This window comes from Solicola agrisoli (assembly GCF_049059935.1).
Lineage (GTDB): Bacteria > Actinomycetota > Actinomycetes > Propionibacteriales > Nocardioidaceae > JAURVT01.
This window is the reverse complement of sequence record NZ_JBMGQR010000079.1, coordinates 1-19514: the sequence shown is the minus strand read 5'-3', so window position 1 is coordinate 19514 and position 19514 is coordinate 1. Positions and strand designations below refer to the sequence as shown.

The window sequence follows — 19514 nt, the reverse complement described above, 5'->3', positions numbered from 1 at the left end:
GACCCACTGGCCGAACGGCTCGGCCAGGATCGGCCAGCCGTCCTCGACGCCGAAGCGGCGCGCCACCTCGGCGCGGTCCTCGTCGGTCGTCACCGGGGTGATCCGGTCGACCATGCAGTTGGGGAAGGTGACGTGCTGCTCGATCCAGTCACCCAGGTCGGCGTCCAGGCGCCGCGCGAACGCCACGAACGTCCGGTGCGCCACCTCGCCGTTGCCCTGGACGTTGTCGCACGACAGCACCACGAACGGGTCGAGGCCCGCATCGCGACGGCGTCGCAGCGCCTCGATGACGAAGCCGAACGCCGAGCGCGGTGCCGACCCACCGTCGAGGTCGGCGAGGACGGCCTCGGACGCGGGCGCGAACTCGCCGGTGTCGGGGTCCTGCTCGTAGCCACCCTCGGTGATCGTCAGCGACACGATCCGCACACCGGGGTCGGTCATCCGCGCGAGCACGGCCTCGGGGTCGTCGGGGGCAAACAGGTGCTCGGCCACCGAGCCGACCACGCGCGGCTCCCACGTGCCGTCCGCGTGCTTGAGCACCACGGTGTACAGGCAGTCCTGCGCGCGCATCACCTCGTTGACGCGCCGGTCGCCCGGCATCAGGCCGACGCCGCAGATGGCCCAGTCGCTCGCACCACCGGCCGACATCAGCTCGTCGAGGTACAGCGCCTGGTGGGCACGGTGAAACGCACCGAAGCCGAGGTGGACGATGCCGACGCTCTGCTGCGAGCGGTCGTAGGTCGGGACGGGCACGTCGAGCGAGCTCAGCGACGCCGTGGACAGCTGGGTCATGGGTCCTCCTGGGGTTCGCGGCCATTGTGTCTGGTGTCACTCCCGCGGCGCGCGCGCCCTCGCCGATGTGGCTACCGTGCGTCACACGACCCCAGGAGGCCCCATGCAGTACCCGCTGACCGTCCGCGACTTCCTCGACCGTGCCGCCACCGTCTACCCCGACCGGGTCGGCGCCGTCGACGAGCCCGACCAGCCCGCGGAGTCGTGGGGCGAGACGACGTACGGCGAGCTGGCCCGACGGGCGCGATCGCAGGCGGCCCGGCTGGACGACATGGGCGTGCCGGTGGGCGGACGCGTCGCGGTGGTCTCGCACAACTCGTCGCGTCTGCTGACGTCGTTCTTCGGGGTCTCGGGGTACGGACGCGTCCTCGTCCCGGTGAACTTCCGTCTGGCCACCGCCGAGATCCGCTACATCGTCGAGCACTCGGGCGCCGAGGTGCTCGTCGTCGACCCGTCGCTCCGTCACCTGGTGGACGAGGTCGACTGCGAGCGGACGTTCGTCATCGGCGAGTCCGACGACGAGCTGTGGGGCGGCGACGACGACCCCGCCCCCTGGGCCGGCGACGAGTCCGCGACCGCCACGATCAACTACACCTCGGGCACCACCGCCAACCCCAAGGGCGTCCAGCTGACGCACCGCAACCTGTGGCTCAACGCCACCACCTTCGGCTGGCACACCGCCGTCAACGACCGCGACGTCTACCTGCACACGCTGCCGATGTTCCACGCCAACGGCTGGGGCCAGCCGTTCGCGGCCGCCGGCATGGGCGTCAAGCAGGTCGTGCTCCGGCAGGTCGACGGCACCGAGATCCTGCGCCGCGTCGAGCAGCACGGCGTCACGTACATGTGCGCGGCGCCGGCCGTCGTCAGCGCCGCCCTGGACGGCGCCCGCACCTGGGAGGGCGAGGTCCCCGGGCGCGACCGGGTGCGCATCATCGTCGCCGGCGCTCCCCCGCCCACCCGCACGATCGAGCGCGTCCGCGAGGAGCTGGGCTGGGAGTTCATCCAGATCTACGGGCTCACCGAGACCTCGCCGCTCGTCACGATCAACCGGATGCGCGCCGAGTGGGACGACCTCGACGCCCCCGAGGTGGCGCGACGGCTCGGACGGGCGGGCGCGCCGGCGATCGGCGTCCGGGTGAGGCTCGACGACACGGGTGAGGTGCTCACGCAGTCCAACCACAACCTCGAGTCGTACTGGCAGAACCCCGAGGCCACCGAGCAGGCGCAGGCCGGCGACTGGTTCCACACCGGCGACGGCGGCACCATCGAGGACGGCTACCTGACGATCGCCGACCGCAAGAAGGACGTCATCATCACCGGCGGTGAGAACGTCTCGTCGATCGAGGTGGAGGACGCGCTGAGCAAGCACCCCGCCGTCCGCGAGGTGGCCGTCATCGGCATCCCGGACGAGAAGTGGGGCGAGCTGGTCACCGCGCTCGTCGTGCTCGATCCCGAGGCGGGCGAGGTGGGCGAGCGGGAGCTGATCGACCACTGCCGTCAGCACCTCGCGGGCTACAAGTGCCCCAAGCGCATCGACGTGCGCGACGAGCTGGCGCGGACCGCCACGGGCAAGCTGCAGAAGTTCAAGCTGCGCCAGCCCTTCTGGGAGGGCCAGGAGAGGCAGGTCAACTGACGTGCCCGCCCCCTCCCGCGTCGTCGTGCTCGACGACTACCAGGACTGCGCCCGCTCCTACGCCGACTGGGAGTCGCTGGGCACCGACGTCGACTTCGTCCACGACCACCTCGACGGCGACGCGCTGCTCGACGCGCTCGCGGGCGCGGACGTCGTCGTCGCGATGCGCGAGCGCACGCCGTTCGACGCCGACCTGCTCGGCCGCCTGCCCGCGCTGCGGCTCCTCGTCACGACGGGGATGGCGAACGCGTCGATCGACGTCGAGGCGGCCCGGGCGCAGGGGGTGACGGTGTGCGGCACGCGCAGCCTGCCGTCGCCCGCGGCCGAGATGACCTGGGCGCTGATCCTCGCGGTGGCGCGCACCGTCCCCCGTGCGGCCGCCGACCTGCGTGACGGCCGCTGGCAGGAGGCGCCCGTCGGCGTCGACCTCGCCGGCGCCACCCTGGGGCTGCTCGGCCTGGGCAGGCTCGGCACCCGGGTCGCGAGGGTGGGGCTCGCGTTCGAGATGCGCGTGCAGGCGTGGTCGCAGAACCTCGACGCCGACCACGCGCGGTCGCTCGGCGTCGAGCCGGTCACCCAGGACGTCCTGCTGGCGACGTCCGACGTCGTCTCGCTGCACCTGCGGCTCAGCGACCGCACGCGCGGCATCGTCGGCGCCGACGAGCTGGCGCGGATGAAGGCGGGCGCGCTGCTCGTCAACACCTCGCGCGGGCCGCTCGTCGACGAGGCCGCGATGCTCGACGCGCTGGCGTCCGGGCACCTGGGCGGCGTCGGCCTCGACGTGTACGACCGCGAGCCGCTGCCTCCCGACCACCCGCTCCGCTCGGCGCCGCGCACCGTGCTCGCGCCTCACCTCGGCTACGTCACCGACGGCGGCTACCGCGTCTTCTACGGCGACGCGCTCGAGGACGTGCGCGCGTGGGCGGACGACGAGCCGGTCCGGGTGCTCTGAGCCCCCGCGCACGACGACGCCCCCGGCCCTGCTGGACCGGGGGCGTCGTGCGTGGTGCGTGCGTCAGCCGCGACGCGTGGTGATCGGGGTGCGCAGGGTGTCGGAGCTGATGTCGTCGCCGGCACCTGCACCCTCGTCGCCGCGCAGCAGGCGGCCGGACTGCTGCTGACCCTTGGCCTCCTGCTTGTCGTAGGTGAACACCTGGGTGCGCTGCGTGCCCGCGTCGGCGCCGAGGCAGCTCTGCGGGACCTTCACGCGGAAGTAGCCGTTGGCGCCGCCCTTGATGGTCACGCCCGCGCCGGCGCACGTGAACTCCGAGGCCTGGCCGTCGGCGTCGACCTTGGTGGCCGCGAACTTGTAGCGGCCCTTGGAGACCGGGATGGTCTCGAAGCTCACGAGGTTCTTGGTGCCGGCCTTGCCCGACGGCGTCCCGAAGAACACCACGGCGCTGGTCTTGCGCTTGGTGACGTTGGCGACGCGGACGGTGACCGCGAAGTTGGCCGAGTTGTTCTGGACCTTGACGCTCCTGATGTCGACCCGGGCCGGCGCGTCGCCGACCTTGTCCTTGCGGGTCTTGGTCTGGGCGGAGGCCGGTGCGGCTGCGAGTCCGACGACGACGCCCGCCGTCACTGCTGCCACGAGAAAACGACGCATGTGCAATTCCCCTCGAACTGGCCCTCTCGGGCCGGCTGTCGAGCCCCCGTCGGGCTCCGTGGTCCGAACCTTAGGGTCACCTGTGAGGCCGGACACAGGTGATGTCCGTTCTGTCCGTTTGACGGCGTGTTGCCCTCGTCAACCGGCCCCCTGCGGACGCCTACGATGTGGTCGTGTCCGCCACCCTCGTCGCCAAGGACCTCGCCGGTGGCCACGCCCACCGCACCCTGTTCGAGCACCTCGACCTCACCGTCGCCCCCGGTGACGTGATCGGCGTCGTCGGCGCGAACGGCGCGGGCAAGACGACCCTCCTGCGGCTGCTGGCCGGCGACGTCGCCCCGCTCGGGGGCACGGTGCAGGCCGCGCCGTCCGACGCCTTCGTCGGGTGGCTGCCGCAGGAGCACGAGCGCGTCCCGGGCGAGACGATCGCGGGGTACGTCGCGCGGCGGACCGGCGCCGCGGCGGCCACCGTCGCGATGGAGGCGACCGCCGAGGCGCTGGGGTCCGGAGCACCCGGGGCCGACGACGCGTACGCGTCCGCGTTCGACCACTGGATGGCCAGCGGCGCCTCCGACCTCGACGAACGCGTCGCGCCCGTGCTGGCCGACCTCGGGCTGGACGTCGGACCCGACGCGCTGATGACGTCGCTGTCCGGCGGCCAGGCGGCCCGTGCCGCGCTCGCGTCCCTGCTGCTGAGCCGGTTCGACGTGGTCCTGCTCGACGAGCCCACCAACGACCTCGACCTGGCCGGCCTCGCGCGCCTCGAGCAGTTCGTCCAGGGCCTTCGCGCCGGGGTCGTCCTGGTGTCGCACGACCGCGAGTTCCTCGCACGGTGCGTCACGCGCGTCGTCGAGCTGGACCTCGCGCAGAACAAGGTGGCCGTCTACGACGGAGGCTACGACGCGTTCCTGGAGGAGCGTGCCGTGGCGCGAAGGCACGCCCGCGAGGCGTACGACGAGTTCGCCGACAAGAAGGCCGACCTGGTGTCGCGGGCCCGCACCCAGCGCGAGTGGAGCAGCCAGGGCGTGCGCAACGCGATGAGGAAGAGTCCCGACAACGACAAGATCCGTCGCAAGGCGAGCACCGAGTCGTCGGAGAAGCAGGCGCAGAAGGTGCGGCAGATGGAGTCGCGGATCGAGCGGCTCGAGGAGGTGGAGGAGCCGCGCAAGGAGTGGGCCCTGCAGTTCACCATCGGCTCGGCACCACGCTCGAGCTCGGTGGTGGCGACGTTGTCCGACGTGTCGGTGACGCACGGTGACTTCGTCCTCGGGCCGGTGTCGCTGCAGGTGGACGCCCGCCACCGCATCGGCATCACCGGGCCCAACGGCGCCGGCAAGACCACGCTCCTGCGCCTGCTGCTCGGACGCGACGAGCCCGACGTCGGCCGCGCGTCGCTCGGTGCCTCGGTGGCCGTCGGCGAGATCGACCAGGCCCGCACCGGGCTGGACGAGGCGCAGCCGCTCGGCGACGCCTTCGAGGCGGCCGTGCCGGAGATGACCTCGGCCGAGGTGCGCACGCTGCTCGCGAAGTTCGCGCTCAAGGCCGACCAGGTGACGAGCCTCGTCGGGCGCCTGTCGCCCGGCGAGCGCACCCGCGCGGCGCTGGCCCTGCTGCAGGCCCGCGGTGTCAACCTGCTCGTCCTCGACGAGCCCACCAACCACCTCGACCTCCCCGCGATCGAGCAGCTCGAGGAGGCGCTCGAGTCCTACGACGGCGCCCTGCTGCTCGTCACCCACGACCGCCGCCTGCTCGACACCGTCCGCCTCGACCACCGCTGGCACGTCGACGCCGGCCAGGTCACCGTCACCCACTGACCGCCACCGGGTGCCGGCCGGCCGCTCAATTACCACGTGAACGTGGTAACTGGTCCGAAGCACGGTAGATCCACCGTGCTTCGGACCATCTGCCCCAGATTGTTGCTGGACCGGCAACAGGTGTTGGCAGATCGGCACCGACCGACGCAGGATCGGCCCATGACGCACGACCACCACCACGCCGCCCCCACCGCCGCCGCTGAGCCCTCCGCTCCCCTGCCCGCCCAGGAGTACTGGGAGGGGTTCTACGGCGAGCGCGACCAGGTCTGGTCCGGACGCGCCAACGCGCTGATGGTGCGCGAGGTGGAGGGACTGACGCCCGGCACCGCGCTCGACCTGGGGTGCGCCGAGGGCGGCGACGCCGTCTGGCTCGCCCAGCAGGGATGGCTGGTCACCGCCGTCGACGTGTCCGACACCGCCCTGCGACGCGCGGCCGTCCACGCCGAGGACGCCGGCGTCGCGGCGTCGATCGAGTGGCAGCGGCACGACCTGGGCGAGACGTTCCCGTCCGGCACCTGGGACCTGGTGTCGGCGGCGTTCTTCCACTCCCCGCCCGAGGCCGTCCTCGACCGGACCACGGTGCTGCGCCGCGCCGCCGACGCCGTCGCGCCCGGCGGCACGCTGCTGGTCGTCGGACACGCGTCCGGGCCCAGCTGGATGGGCCCGCACCCGATGTTCGACCTGCTGCCGTCCACCACCCAGCTGCTCGCCGACCTCGCGCTCGACCAGGCGGTGTGGACCGTCGAGCTCGAGGACCTCGTCACCACCGACTTCCCGAGCCCCGAGGGCGAGCACGGCACCCGCGCCGACAACGTCCTGCAGCTGCGGCGCGCGGCCTGAGGCACCGTCGTCAGCGGACGCGCCCGACCGCCCGTCCCCTGTCAGCGACGAGGTCGTCGTTGCCGAGCCAGCGCAGGGTGAAGGTGCGCCTGCCGGCCTTGACGCGGGGCAGGTGGGTGGTGGCGCGTCCCGCGCGGTCGACCCGGACGACCTTGCGGCCGGCCTCGCCGTCGGGCTTGGTCCACCGGACGATGATGCGACCCCGTCGGTCGGCGCCCTTCACCGCGGACGTGACCCTGAGCCGCAGAGTGGCCTTCTGGTGGCCGGTGCGCGCGGTGGCCCCCACCGACGACGTCGCACGAACTCGGACTTATTAACTGGTGGTCAAATTCGGAATGCGTGACCGCACAGGGCGACCGACTCCTCTACCTCCAAGACCCGATGGCGTTCACAAAGTGTCGCGCTGCACAAACTGCTGGATCGTGGTTTGGCACGCCAAAACGGCGGGCCTTCAAATCGTTCTGGGTACGCCCTGTTGCATTACCTTCCCGTGCTCAACCTGCATGCTTGAGGGCAAGACCATCGCGCGCCACCCATTGTTGAGTCGCGCTGGACCGCCGACTACTTCGAGGCCAAAACTCGCGCCACCGAGAACACTTTGGGGTCCGCCTAAAGACCCGCCGCCCTCTCCCAAAATTTTACCAACGGATCGTCCTCGAGCCCACCCTCGGCCGCGAGCAACTCATCGAGTCCCACAGAGAGACTCCAGGCCCGATGATTTCCTGAGCCCTTCCACTTCCGCTCTTCGAGAACGCCGTGTTCGACCATAAACGGGATCAGGTCGGCCATGACGACACCTACATCATGCTTGAACCTCATCTGCAACTGCTCATCAGACATGATAGTCGTCCTGTTGTAGACACGAAGAACCCGCCGCAGGATTCTTAGTTTCGGACTTTCATTCCTTTCGACGTCCGCAGCGTTCGGCAGTTCGGGCTGCGTGTCTGCGATTCCTCGCATGGCAAGTTGCATTCGGATTCGATCAGGCGCATACTCGCGAACCTCCTCACCGTCCCCAGTCTGAATTCGAAGACCATCTATTGAGCATTCTCTGAAACTAACATTTTCAAAAGAGGAAGAGTTGTCAAGTAGCAACTCGCCCAGCGTGCAATTCACAAACAGGACGTTTGACCAGGCTACTCCCCGGAGGCTGGAATTTACCAAGGCTGCATTCTTGAAGGTGACGTTCGAAAGAACAGTTCTCTCGAACACCAAACTTGAAAAAACCACCTTTCCGTCAAACTCCAAACGCGTTTCAAACTCCACACCATCAAGCACAAATGGCAGCAACGTGCCGACGTTCGATTGCAGATAGGTCGGCTTCCATTCGTCGCGAACAGCCGTCTGAAGTGCTGCAGTCAAGCGTCGTACTCTGGGTTCGACTCGGTCGACCATGCCGCAAACGTACCGCGCAGTTCCATCAGACAATTGAGCCACACTCATGAATCTAGCAATATCTCGAGACGAATTGCCAGACATCGCACTCTCGAGTCGAATCCGAAGCGCATAAGCAACGAAATAGTCTCGAAACTCGGGGTGATCGAAAGATCTCGCGGCTGAATCCCCATCACTGGGAATTACCAGAAGGACGTGCGTTCGAACCATCTGAAGAATTTGCTGCCGACGCTCGGGCTCGACACCCCATTGGTCTAGCAGTAGAGCGGCGATGGTCTCGACCAACTCCAAATCCAGTCGGTCGCGTTGAGATCGGAACATCTCCTCAGCAATGTCAGCGAGAAGTCCGAGATGCTGCTCTACGGTTAAATACGCCTCCCCGGTGTCTCGGAACTTCCACTTGTCGCTAACTTCACGCTTAACGAAGGCCTCGACGACGGCAGCGACGCCACTGAGCGGATCATCGGCGGTGTGTATGAAATCTGCCGGCGTCAGACCGTAATGCGCCACGCCTCGCACAATCTGCGCAAGCAAGAAGGGTCGAGCTAGCATCGGGTGTCCGGGATCTGCACCCAACTCATTCAAAATTTCTGTGTAAGTAGTTTCGGGATCGAGAGTGACGGCAGAACCTCGCACAGCGTTCGCGAGATACGCGACTCCCTCGTTCCTGCCCCAGGGCATAAGGGCAATCTGATTGAACTGGCAGGGACTGGTCAGGCCACGTTTAACGACACCAGACCGGCGCAGGTAGTCTTCGGTATCAAAAAACGTTCGTCTCGCGGCAGCAACAACACAACCGCGCCCCCGGAGTTGAGATACGAGCGATGCGAGAGCACCAAGTGCGTTCGTACCGCCTTGCTCGGCAGCAAGCTCATCAAAACCATCAATGGCGAGAACTAACGCTTTGCGCCTCATAAGTCGAACTATTGCCGGCATCCAAAGGCCTGTGATACGCATGTCTCCGAGATCGCCCATGAGCGCTTCCGAGAGCCTCAAAAGCTGTCTCCCTTGTAAATCAAGGTGCCAGAAGACATAGGAACCCTCGCCGCTGAGAAACGCTTGAGCCTGACGCTGCTGGTGCTCTCGTAATAGCGCGGTCTTCCCGTGACCAGCATCAGCAGTAATAAAAGTAATACGCGAGGCAAATGGCGGCGTTGATGCGCACTCAGACTGAAGAATGGAAAGCGAACTGCCTCCCGTAGGATCTGAAGATGCCCTATACAACTCCACCGGCGAGTCTACAAAGCCGTAGACTGGAGCCCGCCTCGCCACGATTCTCTCGGCAAAGGTGTCGAGTCCGGCAAGTTGATGAGTAAGGAACCTTCTATAAGGAACTTGCGAACCTTGATAATCTACCATCATGGTTCCCGAGTCCGATTCCCAAAATCGGCCACTCAACTCGCGTCCACCACGGACGAGTATAAAAGACCCATCTTCGTCAATGTGCGCGTCTCCTTCCTCATCAGCGAAGGCAGAGAGGTCCGCATATATCTCTTCCAGATCCATCACAAATCCATCTCTGTGAAAGCAACTGCGTGATCTAACAAATGCGCCTTCGCGGACTCGACCACCGTACGGGTCGGCGCCAGGATTCTCAGCGGCTTCGAAGACAACCTCTTTGCGAGAAGTGCTGGCGGCACAAAATCTGTATCGCCCGAGACCACGAAAGTCGACGCGAAAGAACTATCAAGGGCAATCTCGAGGATATCGCAGGCCAGCAGCGTGTCGACCATTTTTTGCTCATGCACCACAAAGGCGGACGAGGCCGTGACGGAGCAACTTGATGCCGCGCACAACTGATCGCCTTTTTGAGTGAACTTCTTCAAGATTTTTACCGGACAACTGTGACCGCGCTCTTGACATCCGACGGGATGTGGCGTGTTAGCGAGCCGAAGGCGTGGTGGAGATTGACGGCGCCGATACGTGTCGTCTAGAAGGACACTAGAATCCCCGATTGGTCCGCGTGCGAGGGAGATGGAGCCACGCAGAAACTGCCCATCTGGTCTTACCAGCGGAAAAGGGTCGATGAAGTCCAACATTGCTGCTACTTCGCTACCACGGCGACTAAGCATTTCGTGTGCGGCCCAGCCTCCGTAAAGCCGTATATCTATCTGCTCGACTGTGGCCGACGCCTCCACCACCATTCGGATCCACCCGAGCAGATCGTGCTTCACGGAATTCGGGCTTGACGGATCATTGGGCGGGAACACGTTGTCAAAGTCGACAAGCATGCCGACACGTTCGGGTTTCGAGCCCGGCTGCGGAGCACTCTTAACGTCGGCGTCACTGTCTGTCACGACATCAACCTATCCGAGTACGCGCGACCTCTTCCAGATCAAACCCATCAGTTTGCCTGAGGGTCCATGTCGAAGGTGGGTGTAGCGAGACGACCAGGTCAAGCCTGGTGACAATGGTCGGGACCTCGTAGGCGTAGAAGGTATCCTCAGGCGGCCGCGCTTGCCGTCGTAGAACTCGTCGTCGCGATCCCCCCACGGCCAGCACCCGCTTGAGTCACACCCAGGCAACAACGACCTAGTTCCTGGCCTCGACTTAGGTCGTGGCCTTGACCAGCACAATCCCGGTGTCCTCGGCCGTCGCGGCGCCGACCTTCCGGGTCATGCGGCCTAGGCTCTCGACGGCCGCCGCGACCGTGGTGCCGTGATCGCTGGCTAACCATCCACGGCTGAGTCCGCCGTCGCCGAGGATCTTGCGGCCGATGAGCTCGAGGGCCCGAATGCCGTGGTTGGCCCCATGGATGGAGTTCAGGCAAGGGTCGCCGCAGAGCCTCTCGTTAGGGGGATGTCGCGGATATTGCCCGCGCCCGGAGCACCCATATAGCCAAGTCGTGGGCCGTCAAGCACCGCTGAGAAGGCCAAGTTCACGCGATCGGCGCGAGCAGGGCGTGGGCCCGGCTGCGCGCGCGGCCTGAGACATCATCGTCAGCGGACGCGCCTGTTCCCCGTCCCTTGTCGGCGACGAGGTCGTAATTGCCGATCCAGCTCCGGGTAAAGGTGCGCTTGCAGTCCTTGACACGGGGCAGGCGTGTGGGTGGCACGTCCGAGCAGTCGACCCGGCCCCCTTGCGGCCAGCCTTGCCGTCAGGCCAGTCACGGCAGGAGGGACGCCGTCAGCGCCGCCACCGAGATGGTCACCGCACCGGCGGTCGACGCGAGCCTGGACTTCATCGGGTTCCTCCGAGTCGTGTGCTTGTGGTGCGTGCGACGGTCAGATGCACGGCGCGCCGGATCGGTTCACGGTGGAGCCGCCGAGCCCGCGTCCTCGCCTTCGGCACGTCAACCGAGGGGGTGGGAGGCTGGTCGGATGTCCGAAATGAGAAGTCTGCGAGATCGCGCCGTCGTGTTCGGGCAGGCGGGGCGGTCGACCGCACGGCTCGGCTGGGGGCTGGTCGCAGTAGCGGGCGGGGCGATCGTCCTGGGCCTGGCCGTCGGCCAGGCGTGGGTGGTGCTGCTGCCCGTGTCGCTCGCGCTCGTCCTGTCGACCCTGCTGCAACCGGCGACGGCGTGGATGCGGCGTCGCGGAGTGCCGGCGGCCCTGGCCGCGCTGCTCGTGGTGGCGGGATCCGTCGCCGCCCTCGCCGGCCTGGCCACCGTCATCACCGTCCAGGTCGTCGACCAGCTCGACGGCGTGGTCGACGAGGCCACCGCGGGTCTGGAGCAGGTGCAGACCTGGGTGACCGACGGGCCGCTGCACGCATCGGACTCGCAGGTGGACGCGGCGATCGACGCGGTGCAGTCACGCCTGCAAGACAGCGCCGACGCCATCGCCTCGGGCGCCCTGTCCACCGTCGGAGCGGTATCGAACGCCGTGGTCAACACCGTCGTTGTGGTCGTGCTCTGCTTCTTCTTCGCCAAGGACGGCCACCGGTTCCTGCCCTGGGTCCGGCGCTTGACCGGGCGACGGGCGGGCGATCACGCGGGCGAGGTGCTCGGCCGCAGCTGGGACACGCTGGGCGGCTTCGTGCGCGCCCAGTCGGTGATCAGCCTCTTCGACGCCGTCCTGATCGGAGCGGGCCTGCTGGTCCTGGACGTCCCATTGGCCGTGCCCCTCGCCGTCATCACGTTCATCGGCGCCTTCGTCCCCATCGCCGGGACGCTCGTGAGCGGGGGCCTGACGGTGCTCGTCGCCCTGGTCACCGACGACCTGAGGACCGCCCTCCTCGTCCTCGCGCTGGTGGTGGTCGTGCAGCAGCTCGAGAGCAACGTCCTGTCCCCGGTGCTCCAGGGCAAGGCGATGAGGCTGCACGCCGGCGTGATCCTGCTGTCGGTGACCGCCGGCAGCAGCCTGTTCGGCGTCAGCGGCGCGTTCCTGGCCGTGCCCGCCGTCGCGGTGGCCGCGACCGTCGCCCGGTACGGCCTCGAGCAGGTCGACCGGGCCGCGGTCGACGAGCCGAAGGAGCACGAGCGGGATCAGGAGGCCGAGGCGGCACCGGCGTCCGCCTGAGCGGCGTCGTGCCGCTGCCGTCACCGGTCGGGCGGTGTCGCCTGCCGGTCGAGGTGCTCGTTGATCTCCTGGTGGAGTGCGGCGAGCTGGTGCCTGATCGAGCGCCGGTGATCCGCCTTGGCCCTGCGGCCGGCGATCGGCATGTTCATCTTGCGGTCCAGGTTGCGGGCGCGCACGGCCCATCCCATGGCGCGCTCGCGCTCGGCGTCGTCCGACGCGTCCCCCGCGACGTCCTCGGCCAGGGCGGCCGTGAGCTCCAGCCGGGCGCGCAGCCGCTTGGTGGGCGACGCGTCGGCGAGGTCACCCGCGAGGGCGACGAGACGCTCGCGGTTCTTGGACTCCAGCAGCAGCGGCCAGAGCTTGGGCAGCTGCTTGGCCACCACCGGCCCTGCCTTGGCCAGCTGCCCCAGCACCTGTCGACCTGCCATCACCCGTCCCCACCCGTCCAGGATCGTCGCCGATCGCCGGCCGCGATCGTCCGCACCGTTCGGCCTCTCGCCGTCGCCCTCACAGCACGCCGGGGTCGAGGTCGAGGGTGGTGCGGTCGAGGGCGGCGACGAGGTCGAGCTTGGTGACGATGGTCGGCACCTCGTAGGCGTAGAAGTACCGGGCGGCGGCGCGCTTGCCGTCGTAGAAGTCGCCCACGGACTCCCCCGCGGCGAGCACCTGCTCGAGCCACACCCAGGCGACGACGAGGTGACCGGTGGCCTCGAGGTAGGGCGTGGCGTTGGCCAGCGCGAGCTCGGCGTCCTCGGCCGCCGCCGCGCCGACGTGCTGGGTGGTGCGCTCGAGCCGCTCGACGGCCGCCGCGAGCGCGATGCCGTGGGCGGTGGTCTCACCGCCGACCTTCTCGGCGCGGGCGATCGTCGCGCGGACGACGGCCAGGAACTCGCCAAGGCTGCGTCCGCCGTCGCCCAGGACCTTGCGGCCGAGGAGGTCGAGCGCCTGGATGCCGTGGGTGCCCTCGTGGATCGGGTTGAGGCGGTTGTCGCGGTAGAGCTGCTCGACGGGGAAGTCGCGCGTGTAGCCCGCGCCGCCGAGCACCTGGATCGCGAGGCTGTTGGCCTCCAGGCACCACTGCGACGGCCACGACTTCGCGATCGGAGTGAGCAGCTCGAGCAGGGCGTGGGCGCGACGCCGGTCGTCGTCCGAGGTGGCGGTCTGCTCCTCGTCGACGAGACGAGCGCAGTACAGGATCAGGCCCAGGCCACCCTCGACGTAGGACTTCTGCGCGAGCAGCATGCGGCGCACGTCGGCGTGCCGCGTGAGCGGGACGGGCGGCGCGGAGGGGTCCTTGTCGCCGACGGGACGGCCCTGCGTGCGGTCCTTGGCGTACGCCAGGGAGTGCAGGAACCCGGTGTAGCCGAGCGCCATCGCGCCCGCGCCGACGGAGACGCGCGCCTCGTTCATCATGTGGAACATGTAGGACAGGCCGCGGTTCTCCTCGCCGACCAGGTGACCGACGGCGCCGGCGCGTCCGCCCGGCTGGTGGGCGCCCTCGCCGAAGTTGAGCAGCGTGTTGGTGGTCGCGCGGTAGCCCATCTTGTGGTTGAGGCCGACGAGCGAGACGTCGTTGCGCTCGCTCAGCGCCCCGTCGTCCTCGACGAGGACCTTGGGCACGATGAACAGCGAGACGCCCTTGACGCCCGCCGGTGCCCCCGGCGTGCGGGCCAGGACGAGGTGGACGATGTTCTCGCTCAGCTCGTGGTCGCCTCCGGAGATCCACATCTTGGTGCCGGTGAGGCGCCAGGTGCCGTCGTCCTGCGGCTCGGCGCGCGTCGTGATGTCGCTCAGCGACGATCCGGCCTGCGGCTCCGAGAGGCACATGGTCCCGTACCAGCGGCCCTCGACGATCGGACGCGCGTAGGTGTCGACCTGCTCCGGCGTGCCGTGCGCGGCGACGAGGTTGGCGTTGCCCTGGGCGAGGAACGGGTAGGCGAACGCGCCGATGCTCGCGGCCTGGAAGAACGACGTCGCCGCCTGGTGCACCGTGAACGGCAGCTGCATGCCGCCCACGGCCTCGTCGAAGGTGCTCGCCGGCAGGCCCGAATCGCTGTAGGCCTGCAGCGCCTTGGCCAGCGCGGGCAGCGTCACGACCGTGCCGTCGTCGCCGAGGTAAGGCTCCTGAAGGTCGGCGTCGCGGTTGAGCGGCGCGAAGTGCTCGGTGGCCAGGGTCTCGCTGAGCTCGAGGACGGCGTCCAGCGTCTCGCGTCCGTGCTCGGCGAACCGCTCACGGTCGAGCAGCGAGGTGACGTCCAGCCACTCGTAGAGGCAGAAGTCGATGTCGCGCCTCGACATGGTCAGCGAGCGTCCCACGACGCCTCCTCGAGCTCGGTGCGGATGTGCCCGACCAGTGTCGCTCAGGGAGCCTCGCGGGACTCGATCTGCTCGACCAGCATGCCCAGCAGCCTGACGAACTCCGCCCGGTCGCGGCCGCCCCAGTCCTCCACGAGCCCGTCGAGGACGCGCTGCGCCTCGCGCGTGTTGTCCCGGTGCTGACGGCGCCCCTTGGCCGTCGCGCGGATCAGGGTGACGCGGCGGTCGGCGTCGTCGGACTGCCGCTCGACCAGCTCCTTGGCCTCGAGCCGGCGGACCTGGGTCGTCATCGTGGACTTGTCGACGGCCTGCCAGCGCGCGAGGTCGGTCAGCCGGACCGGTCCGACGTCGACCACGCGGCCCAGGAGCCAGGCGTCCGTGGCCGAGAGCTCAGCGCGCCCGGCGTGCAGGCTCCGGTCCACCTCGCCCCGCGTCGCCCACCGGACGAGGGCGGAGACGGCGGTCTCGAGGGCGGCCCCGACGGTCGGCGGGGCGTCGGCGGCGGTCCTGCGCGTGGCCATGATGGTGAGACTAGTCCAACCACTTGCGAGCGAGTGCGCGCAACGGTAATTTGATCTTCAACAGTTGGACCACACCAACCACCAGCCGCCGAAGGAGCACCCATGTCCAGCACGTACGAGATCGACGCCACCCAGCCCACCGGCCCCGCCGGCGAGGTCACCGTCGCCAGCTTCGACACCTACGCCGAGGCCGAGCGGGCGGTCGACCACCTGGCCGACTCGGGCTTCGCCGTCGAGGGCGTCACCGTCGTGGGACGCGGCGTGAAGACCGTCGAGTTCGTCACCGGTCGCATGGGCAAGGGCAGGGCCGCACTGTCCGGCGCCGCGAGCGGTGCCTGGCTCGGACTGTTCTTCGGTCTCCTGCTCGGTCTGTTCGCACCCGGCGTGGTGTGGCTCAGTGTCCTGCTCACCAGCCTGGTGATCGGTGCGTTCTGGGGCGCGGCCCTCGGCTTCGTCGCCCAGTGGGCCACCCGCGGCCGCCGCGACTTCAGCTCGGCCCGCACCCTCGCCGCGTCGCGCTACGACGTCAATGCGCCCGCCGACCGCGCCGCCGAGGCGTCGGACCTGCTCGCGATCCTGCGCTGACGTAGCGTCGTCACCGCCCGGACGCCGCCGGGCGGTGAGGAGGCTCCCATGACCACCACCGTCGACCTCGAGGACGTCGCGCTCGACGTCGCCCTGTCCGGACCCGAGGACGGGACGCCGGTCCTGCTGCTGCACGGGTTCCCGCAGACGTCGCGGTCCTGGGCGCAGGTGAGCGAGCACCTGGAACCGCACGGGTTCCGGCTGGTCGCGCCCGACCAGCGCGGCTACTCCCCCGGCGCCCGACCGGCCGACGTCGCCGCGTACACGCTGCCGACGCTGGCCGACGACGTCGTGCGGCTCGCCGCCGAGCTCGGACTGGACCGGTTCCACCTCGTCGGCCACGACTGGGGTGCCTGCGTGGCCTGGTACCTCGCCGCGCACCGTCCCGACCTCGTCGAGACGCTGACGGCGGTGTCGGTGCCGCACCTCGCGGCGTTCGGGTGGGCGCTCGCCGAGGACGCCGACCAGCAGCAGATGTCGCGCTACATGCAGCTGTTCCGCACCGAGGGCAAGGCCGAGCACGTCCTGCTCGACGACGACGCCCGCCGCCTGCGCGAGATGTTCGCCGACGGCCCGAGCGCCGACGACGTCGACGCGTACGTCGCGCTGCTGGCCGACGGCGCGCTCACCCCGGCGCTCAACTGGTACCGCACCATGGACCGCTCGTTCTGCGAGCTGCCGGCCGTCCGCGTGCCCACCACCTACGTCTGGAGCGACGCCGACACCGCCCTCGGACGCGCCGGCGCCGAGCGGTGCGGCCGCTACGTCGACGCCGACTACCGGTTCGTCGTCGTCCCGGGCGTCAGCCACTGGGTGCCCGACCGGGCGCCCCGCGAGCTGGCCGACGCGATCGCCGCCAGGGTGCTGGGGACGGCGTCATGACCGTCACGGACGTCGACCTGGCTCACCTGCGCCGCTGCGTGGAGCTGGCCCGCGAGGCGCTGGACGCCGGCGACGAGCCGTTCGGGTCCCTGCTGGTCGATGCGTCGGGGGCCGTCGTGTTCGAGGACCGCAACCGCACCCGGGACGGCGACCAGACCCGACACCCCGAGCTGGCGATCGCGACCTGGTCGGTCGCGCACCTCACCCCGGCGCAACGGGCGGCGTCGACCGCGTACACCTCCGGCGAGCACTGCCCGATGTGCGCGGCCGCGCACGCGTGGGTGGGTCTCGGCCGCATCGTCTACGCCGCCTCGTCCGCCCAGCTCACGCAGTGGCTCGACGAGTGGGGCGTCGTTCCGGGGCCCGTCGCGGCCCTGCCGGTCCAGCAGGTGGCGCCGGGCGTCCCGGTGGACGGGCCGGCCGAGTCTCTGGTCGAGGAGATGAAGACCCTGCACCGCGCCCACGCCGAGCGTCAGTCGCGCGAGACCCGGTAGACGTCGACGGGGTGGCTGACCGTCACGTTCCCGTCGAGGGAGACCGCGGCGAGGTAGTCGCGCACGAGCGGGCGCACCGCCGACGTCAGCCGCGCCTGGACGGTGAAGTCGAGCACGTCGTCGCTCGCACCGTCGAGGTCGACGCGGGCGTGGAGCACACCGGTGCTCACCGGGGAGAGGCCCGAGGCGGCGAACCCGTCGGCGACGTCGTCGCTGAACCACTGCCGGTGGCCCTGGACGGGCGGGGCGAGCACGCCGCCGAGGGCGTTGAGCTCGGCGCGCGGGGCGCTGAGCACGACCAGCTCACCGCCGGGGCGCAGCAGGGCGTGGGCGGCGAGGACGGCGCGTGCGACGTCGGGCACGTAGTACATCGAGTGCACGAAGACGACGACGTCGTACTGCTCGGTGAACGTGGCGGCGTCGAACGTCGTCACCTGCACCTCGGCGTCCAGCACCGGGCTCGCGACGTCCTGCATCCGACGGGTGAACGCCGCGGCGCTGCCGGCGAACGGCTCGACGCCCACGTAGCGGACGGCGCGGCCGGGCTCGGCGTCGACGAGGGCGCGGGCGACGGCGGCGTCCACCGACCCGTCGCCGCACCCCACGGACAGCACCGAGACCGGGGCGGGGCCACGCGCGAGGAGGCGGTCGCAGAGGTAGGCGGTGATCAGGGCGCGCTGGTCGGACCGCGCCTCGAACTCCGCGTGGTCGCGGGCGTAGGCGCCGGGATCGAGGCCCACGGGAGCCGGTCCCATCGCCGCGGCGGCGCGGACCGCGTCGAGGGCGAGGTCGGCGGTACGGGTGGCGGTGTACTCGCTGCTGGTGGGCCGCACGCATCTCCAGACGGTTGTGCCGGGCAGACACGGCTAGGTTGGAACCTGCTCGTGATACTTCCACGGGGACGAGCTCCCGACCGATGAAGCAGGAGCCCCATGACCGTTGGAGACACAGCCGACCGCAGCCTCGCCCACTGGAGCGAGGAGGGCCGCACCGGGATGGAGGCCTTCTACGAGCTCGCCACGGAGGACTACCACCAGCTGACGCTCGCCGCGGACTGGGCGACGCTGCTCCGCGAGCGGGCCCACGAGAACTGGACGCTGCTCGACGTCGCGTGCGGCAGCGGCAAGTTCCCCACCGCGCTGCAGAAGTACGTCGACCTCTCGGACGTGCCCGGCGTGCTCTACGACCTGCTCGACCCGTCGCCGTTCTCGGTGGCCGAGGCCCGCAGCGTGCTCGCCCCGCCGTTCGCGCCGCGGCGCGACATCGTCTCCACCCTGCAGGACCTCCCCGACGACTCGCGGGGGTACGACGTCGTCTGGGCCACCCACGCGCTCTACGCCATCCCGCCCGAGGAGCTCGACGACGCGGCCGCGGCCTTCGTCAGCGCCCTGGCGCCGGGTGGGCTCGGCATGGTCGCGCAGGCCGTCAGCACCTCGCACTACCTGGCGTTCTACGACGCGTTCCGCGCCGGCGTCCGCGAGGCGACCCCGTACACGACCGCCGAGCAGGTGCGCGACGCCCTGGTGGGCGCGGGCGCCGAGGTGCGCGAGCAGCGCATCACCTACCAGACCGGGACGTCCGACCGCGCCGTCGCCGAGGGCTTCCTCCAGCGCTGCGCGTTCGACGACGGGGTGAGCCTGGACGAGATGGAGCAGGCACCCGTCCTCGGCGAGTACCTGGCGTCCTGCCGTCGACCCGACGGCTCCTACTCCTTCGACCACGAGGTGGCCCTGCTGTGGCTGTGACCAACGAGAAGCTCCCCCAGGAGAACCGCGACGGCGGCATCCACCAGGACTGGGCGGGCGACGACCAGGACTGGTGGGACTGGTACGTGACGCTCGCCGCCAACGACTCCGCCCCCGTCGAGCTCGTCGACGGCCCCGGGCTGCCCGACGTCGAGGCGGCGTCGGACGAGCAGCTCGCCGCCGAGCTCGCCGAGCCGTACCCGCTGACGGCCGGCGCGGTCGAGCAGTTCGCGCGCGACGCGTTCGTCAAGCTGCCCGAGGTGCTGTCGCCGGCCGTGGTGCGCCGTCTGGCCGAGCGCCTGCAGGAGCTGCTCGTCGCCGAGCACGGCGACGACGTCAGCGGCCGCTTCACCGCGCTCGAGCAGATGTGGCTGCACGACGACCTCATGCGCAGCGTCGCGCTGTCACCGCGCCTGGGCGGCCTGGCC

19 protein-coding genes are annotated in these 19514 nt (G+C 69.4%); 10 read left to right on the top strand and 9 right to left on the bottom strand.

Going from position 1 to position 19514, the window contains the following annotated elements; genetic code table 11:
• A partial coding sequence (locus ACI6PP_RS19700; protein WP_421113346.1) for a mannitol dehydrogenase family protein occupies positions 1-792 on the bottom strand: 792 nt, incomplete at its 3' end.
• A 103-nt stretch (positions 793-895) separates the two neighbouring features.
• Between ACI6PP_RS19700 and ACI6PP_RS19695 the strand changes: the two genes are divergently transcribed.
• Positions 896-2428 carry an AMP-binding protein gene (locus ACI6PP_RS19695; protein WP_421113345.1) on the top strand — a complete coding sequence of 511 codons (1533 nt, stop codon included), beginning with the start codon at positions 896-898 and terminating at the stop codon, positions 2426-2428.
• Position 2429: 1 nt separating this feature from the next.
• Entirely contained in the window at positions 2430-3380 is a 951-nt protein-coding gene (locus ACI6PP_RS19690) for a D-2-hydroxyacid dehydrogenase family protein (RefSeq protein WP_421113344.1), read from the top strand.
• A 63-nt stretch (positions 3381-3443) separates the two neighbouring features.
• On the opposite strand, the gene ACI6PP_RS19685 is transcribed toward ACI6PP_RS19690, so the two are convergent.
• A complete protein-coding gene (locus tag ACI6PP_RS19685) occupies positions 3444-4034 on the bottom strand; it encodes a hypothetical protein (RefSeq protein WP_421113343.1) in 591 nt (196 codons plus the stop codon).
• Between the two features lie 173 nt (positions 4035-4207).
• On the opposite strand from ACI6PP_RS19685, the gene ACI6PP_RS19680 reads away from it, so the two are divergent.
• Both ACI6PP_RS19680 and ACI6PP_RS19675 read left to right on the top strand, forming a co-directional pair.
• Positions 4208-5848: an ABC-F family ATP-binding cassette domain-containing protein gene (locus ACI6PP_RS19680; RefSeq protein ID WP_421113342.1), complete on the top strand. Its 1641-nt coding sequence runs from the start codon at positions 4208-4210 to the stop codon at positions 5846-5848.
• Between the two features lie 159 nt (positions 5849-6007).
• The gene (locus tag ACI6PP_RS19675; protein ID WP_421113341.1) at positions 6008-6688 is read left to right on the top strand and encodes a class I SAM-dependent methyltransferase; all 681 of its coding nucleotides are present in this window, start codon (positions 6008-6010) and stop codon (positions 6686-6688) included.
• Between the two features lie 10 nt (positions 6689-6698).
• On the opposite strand, the gene ACI6PP_RS19670 is transcribed toward ACI6PP_RS19675, so the two are convergent.
• The 3 genes from ACI6PP_RS19670 to ACI6PP_RS19660 form a co-directional block, all read right to left on the bottom strand.
• Positions 6699-6974: a hypothetical protein gene (locus ACI6PP_RS19670; protein ID WP_421113340.1), complete on the bottom strand. Its 276-nt coding sequence runs from the start codon at positions 6972-6974 to the stop codon at positions 6699-6701.
• A 323-nt stretch (positions 6975-7297) separates the two neighbouring features.
• Positions 7298-9589, bottom strand: a complete 2292-nt coding sequence (locus ACI6PP_RS19665; RefSeq protein WP_421113339.1) for an NACHT domain-containing protein — start codon at positions 9587-9589, stop codon at positions 7298-7300.
• Entirely contained in the window at positions 9589-10380 is a 792-nt protein-coding gene (locus ACI6PP_RS19660; RefSeq protein ID WP_421113338.1) for a PIN domain-containing protein, read from the bottom strand. Before ACI6PP_RS19660 ends, ACI6PP_RS19665 begins: the two co-directional genes overlap by 1 nt.
• A gap of 1032 nt (positions 10381-11412) precedes the next feature.
• Here ACI6PP_RS19660 and ACI6PP_RS19655 point away from each other — a divergent pair.
• Positions 11413-12543, top strand: coding sequence for an AI-2E family transporter (locus ACI6PP_RS19655; protein WP_421113337.1), 1131 nt, complete (start codon positions 11413-11415; stop codon positions 12541-12543).
• Between the two features lie 20 nt (positions 12544-12563).
• On the opposite strand, the gene ACI6PP_RS19650 is transcribed toward ACI6PP_RS19655, so the two are convergent.
• The 3 genes from ACI6PP_RS19650 to ACI6PP_RS19640 form a co-directional block, all read right to left on the bottom strand.
• On the bottom strand, positions 12564-12971 hold the full coding sequence (locus ACI6PP_RS19650) for a hypothetical protein (RefSeq protein ID WP_421113336.1): 408 nt from the start codon (positions 12969-12971) through the stop codon (positions 12564-12566).
• Between the two features lie 79 nt (positions 12972-13050).
• Positions 13051-14859 (bottom strand): acyl-CoA dehydrogenase, encoded by a 1809-nt coding sequence (locus ACI6PP_RS19645; protein ID WP_421113335.1) that lies wholly within the window; start codon positions 14857-14859, stop codon positions 13051-13053.
• A gap of 44 nt (positions 14860-14903) precedes the next feature.
• The gene (locus tag ACI6PP_RS19640) at positions 14904-15380 is read right to left on the bottom strand and encodes a MarR family winged helix-turn-helix transcriptional regulator (RefSeq protein WP_421113333.1); all 477 of its coding nucleotides are present in this window, start codon (positions 15378-15380) and stop codon (positions 14904-14906) included.
• A gap of 102 nt (positions 15381-15482) precedes the next feature.
• Here ACI6PP_RS19640 and ACI6PP_RS19635 point away from each other — a divergent pair, with 102 nt between their 5' ends.
• The 3 genes from ACI6PP_RS19635 to ACI6PP_RS19625 are packed head-to-tail and all read left to right on the top strand — an operon-like array spanning position 15483 to position 17341.
• Positions 15483-15965, top strand: coding sequence for a general stress protein (locus tag ACI6PP_RS19635; RefSeq protein ID WP_421113332.1), 483 nt, complete (start codon positions 15483-15485; stop codon positions 15963-15965).
• Positions 15966-16013: 48 nt separating this feature from the next.
• Positions 16014-16847, top strand: a complete 834-nt coding sequence (locus ACI6PP_RS19630) for an alpha/beta fold hydrolase (protein ID WP_421113331.1) — start codon at positions 16014-16016, stop codon at positions 16845-16847.
• Entirely contained in the window at positions 16844-17341 is a 498-nt protein-coding gene (locus tag ACI6PP_RS19625; RefSeq protein ID WP_421113330.1) for a nucleoside deaminase, read from the top strand. The genes ACI6PP_RS19630 and ACI6PP_RS19625 overlap by 4 nt, the downstream gene beginning before the upstream one ends.
• Here the strand turns inward: ACI6PP_RS19625 and ACI6PP_RS19620 are convergent.
• Positions 17320-18174 carry a class I SAM-dependent methyltransferase gene (locus tag ACI6PP_RS19620; protein ID WP_421113329.1) on the bottom strand — a complete coding sequence of 285 codons (855 nt, stop codon included), beginning with the start codon at positions 18172-18174 and terminating at the stop codon, positions 17320-17322. The genes ACI6PP_RS19625 and ACI6PP_RS19620 overlap by 22 nt on opposite strands.
• Positions 18175-18273: 99 nt before the next feature.
• Between ACI6PP_RS19620 and ACI6PP_RS19615 the strand changes: the two genes are divergently transcribed.
• Together ACI6PP_RS19615 and ACI6PP_RS19610 are read left to right on the top strand one after the other, a co-directional pair.
• Positions 18274-19086: a class I SAM-dependent methyltransferase gene (locus ACI6PP_RS19615; protein WP_421113328.1), complete on the top strand. Its 813-nt coding sequence runs from the start codon at positions 18274-18276 to the stop codon at positions 19084-19086.
• A partial coding sequence (locus ACI6PP_RS19610; protein WP_421113327.1) for a hypothetical protein occupies positions 19077-19514 on the top strand: 438 nt, incomplete at its 3' end. The genes ACI6PP_RS19615 and ACI6PP_RS19610, both read left to right, overlap by 10 nt.

What these genes read in the sequence shown, in the direction of transcription:
- ACI6PP_RS19625 (WP_421113330.1), top strand. Translation starts at nt 16,844, where the DNA reads ATGACCGTCACGGACGTCGACCTGGCTCACCTGCGCCGCTGCGTGGAG.
- ACI6PP_RS19640 (WP_421113333.1), bottom strand. Translation starts at nt 15,380, where the DNA reads ATGGCCACGCGCAGGACCGCCGCCGACGCCCCGCCGACCGTCGGGGCC.
- ACI6PP_RS19675 (WP_421113341.1), top strand. Translation starts at nt 6,008, where the DNA reads ATGACGCACGACCACCACCACGCCGCCCCCACCGCCGCCGCTGAGCCC.
- ACI6PP_RS19635 (WP_421113332.1), top strand. Translation starts at nt 15,483, where the DNA reads ATGTCCAGCACGTACGAGATCGACGCCACCCAGCCCACCGGCCCCGCC.
- ACI6PP_RS19615 (WP_421113328.1), top strand. Translation starts at nt 18,274, where the DNA reads ATGACCGTTGGAGACACAGCCGACCGCAGCCTCGCCCACTGGAGCGAG.
- ACI6PP_RS19655 (WP_421113337.1), top strand. Translation starts at nt 11,413, where the DNA reads ATGAGAAGTCTGCGAGATCGCGCCGTCGTGTTCGGGCAGGCGGGGCGG.
- ACI6PP_RS19685 (WP_421113343.1), bottom strand. Translation starts at nt 4,034, where the DNA reads ATGCGTCGTTTTCTCGTGGCAGCAGTGACGGCGGGCGTCGTCGTCGGA.
- ACI6PP_RS19650 (WP_421113336.1), bottom strand. Translation starts at nt 12,971, where the DNA reads ATGGCAGGTCGACAGGTGCTGGGGCAGCTGGCCAAGGCAGGGCCGGTG.
- ACI6PP_RS19665 (WP_421113339.1), bottom strand. Translation starts at nt 9,589, where the DNA reads ATGGATCTGGAAGAGATATATGCGGACCTCTCTGCCTTCGCTGATGAG.
- ACI6PP_RS19695 (WP_421113345.1), top strand. Translation starts at nt 896, where the DNA reads ATGCAGTACCCGCTGACCGTCCGCGACTTCCTCGACCGTGCCGCCACC.
- ACI6PP_RS19630 (WP_421113331.1), top strand. Translation starts at nt 16,014, where the DNA reads ATGACCACCACCGTCGACCTCGAGGACGTCGCGCTCGACGTCGCCCTG.